6 protein-coding genes and 1 riboswitch are annotated in these 4,895 nt (G+C 61.5%); of the genes, 2 read left to right on the forward strand and 4 right to left on the reverse strand.

The window, feature by feature from the left end:
* Positions 1 to 133, reverse strand: a 133-nt coding sequence (locus EN884_RS25690; RefSeq protein WP_245491989.1) for a Ykof family thiamine-binding protein, incomplete at its 3' end; no start/stop codon positions are given.
* Positions 124 to 237: riboswitch (TPP riboswitch) on the reverse strand. It overlaps the preceding gene by 10 nt.
* Positions 238 to 421: 184 nt before the next feature.
* Here EN884_RS25690 and EN884_RS25695 point away from each other — a divergent pair.
* The gene (locus EN884_RS25695; RefSeq protein WP_013530794.1) at positions 422 to 739 is read left to right on the forward strand and encodes a hypothetical protein; all 318 of its coding nucleotides are present in this window, start codon (positions 422 to 424) and stop codon (positions 737 to 739) included.
* Between the two features lie 69 nt (positions 740 to 808).
* On the opposite strand, the gene msrA is transcribed toward EN884_RS25695, so the two are convergent.
* Together msrA and EN884_RS25705 are read right to left on the reverse strand one after the other, a co-directional pair.
* Entirely contained in the window at positions 809 to 1,327 is a 519-nt protein-coding gene (gene msrA, locus EN884_RS25700; protein WP_013530793.1) for a peptide-methionine (S)-S-oxide reductase MsrA, read from the reverse strand.
* Positions 1,328 to 1,409: 82 nt separating this feature from the next.
* Positions 1,410 to 2,957 carry a glycosyltransferase family 39 protein gene (locus EN884_RS25705; protein WP_063170277.1) on the reverse strand — a complete coding sequence of 516 codons (1,548 nt, stop codon included), beginning with the start codon at positions 2,955 to 2,957 and terminating at the stop codon, positions 1,410 to 1,412.
* 299 nt (positions 2,958 to 3,256) lie between these two features.
* On the opposite strand from EN884_RS25705, the gene EN884_RS25710 reads away from it, so the two are divergent.
* Entirely contained in the window at positions 3,257 to 3,964 is a 708-nt protein-coding gene (locus EN884_RS25710) for a hypothetical protein (protein ID WP_013530791.1), read from the forward strand.
* A gap of 85 nt (positions 3,965 to 4,049) precedes the next feature.
* Here the strand turns inward: EN884_RS25710 and EN884_RS25715 are convergent, their stop codons facing one another.
* Entirely contained in the window at positions 4,050 to 4,364 is a 315-nt protein-coding gene (locus EN884_RS25715) for a hypothetical protein (protein WP_013530790.1), read from the reverse strand.
* Between the last annotated feature and the right edge of the window lie 531 nt (positions 4,365 to 4,895).

Genomic DNA, 4,895 nt, shown 5'->3' on the forward strand with positions numbered 1-4,895 from the left:
GCAAGGTCGAGATGTCGTCGGTCTCGATCCTGAGTTTGTCGCGCCAGGGATCGAGCGCACCGAGCGCGCCAAGGATGACACCGACGAAATCGTCGGTCATGGGATATAGGGAAATCTGTGCGCCTGAAAACATCGCCCGCCTCGCTCCGCTGGTATTACCCAGATCAGCTTCTAGGGTCTGTGGGCTTGCCGCCCCCGTCTCAGCCCCGACCGTACGGAGCACCCCTGTGGATGTGCGCCTTAAAGCATCATTCGAGTTGAAGGAAAAGCCGTTTTTTTTATCGCACTGCGCCAAAAGCATTGCGCCAGGGCGGGAGCGGTTGGCTCTGCCGGCGCGAGAATTTATCGGGAACCTTCACCAGGCCGCGAGGTTGTCCCACCAGTCGCTACGCGACGAGTTCACAGACAATGGAGACAAACCATGTTCATGAAAATCCTCGCAGCTTCGGCGCTCACCATTGGCCTGGCGACATCGGCCATGGCGCAGAGCAATGGCACAAGCGGCACCGACGGATCCGGCGGCAGCGGCAAGTCGGTCACCGTCGACCCAAATACGCCGGCTTCGCCGAACACGGTAGACCCCGGCACGACCAACAGTACGACGGTAGCACCGGGCGCCACGAATTCAAACGCGGATGAAAATTGCCCTGCCCATCCGCAGGGCGCACAGCCCGATGCCAGTGGAACGTCGCCGGGCACCACCGCGCCGACAGTTAATGACAACCATTGCGGCAAGTAGGAATTGCAATGAAAAGAAGCCGCGGAGCGAGCGCTCCGCGGCTTCTCAAATCCTGTCGTATCAGTGTATCTACGGCACCGCTTTTTCCCGAACCGGCAGCTTCCACCCCGGCCTGACGAAGTGGCAGGTGTATCCGTTGGGGTATTTCTCCAGATAGTCCTGATGCTCGGGCTCGGCTTCCCAGAAGGGGCCAACGGGTGCGACTTCGGTGACGACCTTGCCCGGCCACAGGCCCGAGGCATCGACATCGGCGATCGTGTCCTCGGCGATGCGCTTCTGTTCGTCGCTGGTGTAATAGATCGCCGAGCGATAACTCGTCCCGACATCGTTGCCCTGGCGGTTGCGGGTCGTCGGATCGTGGATCTGGAAAAAGCGTTCCAGCAGCGTGCGATAGCTTATGATGGCCGGATCGAAATTGATCTCGATGGCTTCGGCATGGCTGCCGTGGTTGCGGTAGGTGGCGTTGGGCACGTCGCCGCCGCTGTAGCCAACACGGGTGGAAATGACGCCGGGATAGCGCCGTATCAAATCCTGCATACCCCAGAAGCAGCCACCGGCAAGGACTGCGCGTTCGGTCGAAGTCGCCATATCACGTCTCCTCAAAGGCAAGTTTGTCTGGACATAGATGGGCATTGTCACCTGCTTCGTCCAGCGGACCGGCGGATCTGCTTCAGTTGCTCGGTCGGGCGAGGCCGTCGATAGCACCCGGCAACTGCCGCGCGCCAGGCGGAATGGCTGCGAAGCTGATCGCCACCGGCGGCGCCTTGAGCGACCAGTCGAAAAGAACGGTTTTGATCGGGATGTCGCCCACCCACGCCTGCAGATAAGATGGCACATCGCGCCCGGGCCAGACCAGCAATATGCCATGCTCGCGCAGCCGCTCCTTGGTGATCCAGGGGGCGTACTGCATGTTCAGTTCGGTGAAGATCGACGGCTTGTCATAGGCATTGAGGCCCGCCAGCGGCGCAATAAGGGCATGGCCGCCGACGATGTCGAGCCGATCGGGCGTCGCAGCGTGCCAGACAGCCTCTGCCTCATCCGAGATCTTTTGCGCCGGCCAGCAGACGGCGTCCATGCGCCCACGCAGATTGCATTTCGTCCAGCGGATGCCCGCATAGGCACCGGATATGCCGACAATGGAGATGAGCGCGCAGATCGCCAGCTTTCGCATCTCGATGGCGCCGAGGCGATGGCCCAGCAAGGCGAGCGCCACAACGCCAGCAAGATTGTACATCGGCGCGCCCCAGGCCTCGCCGGCGCCGGTGAACAGGGACGCCACCATGACGAGGATCGCCGGGCCAACCCCCATCCACAAGAGATAGACCAGCGTGCCGCGCCCGACGGGCTTTTGCGGCGCGGGCGAGCGCCGCAGCAGCCCTGATATCGCCAGCACCAGAAGAAAGCCGCAGAGCCCAGCCATCTGGACGCCGATATAATAAAAGCGGGAGCGATGAGCCACCACCCACTGATCGCGCCAGGCGGCATAGGTCAGCGGCAGGAAATCGACGCGGCAGAGTTCGGCGGCCAGTGGAGCGGCGACAGCGCCGAAAACCGCGAGCCCGAGCCATGGCCAGGGCGTGGCGAGCCGACTGCGTGCGCGTGTGTCCGACAGCAGCCAGATCGCCCCGAAAAGCAATAATAGGCCGGTGGAAAGCTTGGCATAGAGCCCGACGCCCGACACCAGCCCGAGCGCCAGCCACCAGCCCGGCCCACCACCACGGCCCGCACGCCACAACAGCCAGCAGATAGCGGCCCAGAAGGGCATCTGCGCGTAGTCATGATTGAACTGTGGGGTCGGCCAGCCGAAGAAATAGAGCGACGGCATCAGAAGCACGGCGGCCAGCGCGCGGGTTCGCCCGAGCATGTCGCGGGCCAGCAGATAGACTAGCACGAAAGTGGCCGAGATCGTTAGCTGAGCCACGAGATATTGCGGCCAGCGGAACGATCCGGTCAGAAGATGGCTGATCTCGAGCAGCCAGCCGGGAAGCTGTGGATGCTTGTAGGTCAACAGCACCCATTCGCGGCCCCACATGAAGCCTTCGACGACATCGTTGGGCGGTGACACGTCGACAAGCGCGGGCGCCACGGTCCAGCACAGGATCTGTGTCAGGCATAAAAGCGCCAGGCCGGCTTCTGGATAGCGCGTCAGCCCCTGCCAGATCGACGACTGCCGCCAGTCGCCTGGAACAGAACTGCCGACCGGCAGCCAACCGTTCATGGGTTCGTCGATTCGCGTCATGCGGTGGATAAATCACACCGGACGGTTTTTGGAACAGCCCAGAACTCGAAGCTTACGAAAATGTAAACTTGGGTGACCATGGCAAAACCAAGATTGAGGCAGAGTTTCGCGCCACCATGCCGCCTCTCTCATCATCACATGCCAGCAGGACAACAATGGAACACGCCGTCCCGGAGCGCCCTGAACATGCCGGGCACGGCGCATCGGGCGTGATCGCGGCAGGCGTCGCCTACGCCTGACCGGTTCCCGTCCCCCAAAAAGCATCCAGGATTTGATAAATGCGCCACCACCATGCCATCATCCACTACCGTGCGCTCGATTTCTGGATGGCCCGTGCGGCCGTTCTCGTCATCATCTGCCTGCAGCTTCTGGTCATCAACAATCTCTCATTCGGACCGCGCTGGCTAGCGCCCGCGCTGGAGGCCGCTCTGCTGCTGCCCTTGTCGGTGGCCACCGCCTGGACACAGGCCGCCACCCGCAAGGCGGTCGAGGACCACGAGTGGCATGCGATCGGCCAGTTTCGGGTCATGATCCGCAGAACAGCCCTGACCATGACCGCCATCATCAGCATCATGAACTGCGGTTCGCTGGTCCTGCTGGTGCGTGCCTTGCTGGAGGGCCATGCCGGCAACAGCGGCACGACGCTGCTGATCGACGCACTCAACATCTGGGTCACCAACGTCATCGTCTTTGCCTTGTGGTTCTGGAGCACCGACCGCGGCGGCCCGCCGACCTGCGGCCTCGTCAAGCTTGCGCAGGCCGATTTCCTGTTCGCGCAGATGACGTTGAACGACCGTGACCTCCGAGATTGGCTGCCCGGTTTCGTCGATTATTTCTTCCTCGCCTTCACCAATGCGACAGCGTTTTCGCCCACCGATACCTTGCCCCTTTCCCAGCGCGCCAAGCTGCTGATGATGGCCGAGGCCATGATCTCGCTGCTGACCATCGCGCTGGTCGCGGCACGCGCGGTCAACATCCTCGCTTGATCGGCCCGACACGCGAAATAGCCCGCCCGGCGCACCGGAACGGGCTATTTTGGGTTGCCTTCGACAGTTGAAATGCAGCGCCGGCCTAGTGGCGCTTGCCCAGCCTGTAGCTGTTGCCGCCCAGCAGGTTCACGCCGAGCCCGCTCAGAACGCCACCGACGATGCCGGTCTTGTTGCCGTTCAGAATGCCTGAGACGACATTGCCGCTCAGGATGTTGTTGCCGCTGAGCACGTCGTTCAGCGCGGTGATCTTGCCAAGGTCGATGGACGGCGAAACATTGATCAGGCTGCTCGAATTGCCTCCCCAGCCGCCCGAACCTCCGCACCCACAACCTGCCTCGGCGGCTCCAACGGACGATGCAACTGCAACAGCGGCGAAAATAACAGTGAACTTGTTCATGAAAGCTACTCCCGTTTGATGATGGAGATGGCTTCCGTCTTCTGTGGTCTACCTCTTGCTTAACAATATATGAACAATTCATCCGCTCAAGTCTTTATCTAGTTTCGGTGCTTCAATCAAAAATTAACAATAATCATTATGCATAACCGACATGATTAACTTGCTTATCACAACGGACGACGACGAGACCGGTCAACTCGAATGCCGCTCAGCAATGGCCGATCGGAAATGCAAAAAAGCCCGCCCCGGCGTGAGCCGAAGCGGGCAGCGGTCGGTCCTGGAAATGAGAGCCACGCCGCGCCAGGTCCACCTGTCTCGGTAATTCCGTCAGGCAGCAGCCAACAGACGACGCGGTGCCAACAGCTACTCCTCCACCCCCGGCTTGAATCTCCGCACCACAAACTCGAACAGCACGTCCGAAATCCACATCGCACAGACGCCGATCAGGAAGGCGGCCGCCAGCGTGGTGGTGTCGTCGGCGGGATCGGGCATCGGCAGGCCGGCGATCCTGGCGTAGGAGACCGCCGGCAG

Source organism: Mesorhizobium sp. M7A.F.Ca.AU.001.01.1.1, assembly GCF_004022735.1.
Lineage (GTDB): Bacteria > Pseudomonadota > Alphaproteobacteria > Rhizobiales > Rhizobiaceae > Mesorhizobium > Mesorhizobium ciceri.

Coding starts and splice junctions, on each gene's coding strand:
- EN884_RS25695 (WP_013530794.1), top strand. CDS start 422: ATGTTCATGAAAATCCTCGCAGCTTCGGCGCTCACCATTGGCCTGGCG.
- msrA (WP_013530793.1), bottom strand. CDS start 1,327: ATGGCGACTTCGACCGAACGCGCAGTCCTTGCCGGTGGCTGCTTCTGG.
- EN884_RS25705 (WP_063170277.1), bottom strand. CDS start 2,957: ATGAACGGTTGGCTGCCGGTCGGCAGTTCTGTTCCAGGCGACTGGCGG.
- EN884_RS25710 (WP_013530791.1), top strand. CDS start 3,257: ATGCGCCACCACCATGCCATCATCCACTACCGTGCGCTCGATTTCTGG.
- EN884_RS25715 (WP_013530790.1), bottom strand. CDS start 4,364: ATGAACAAGTTCACTGTTATTTTCGCCGCTGTTGCAGTTGCATCGTCC.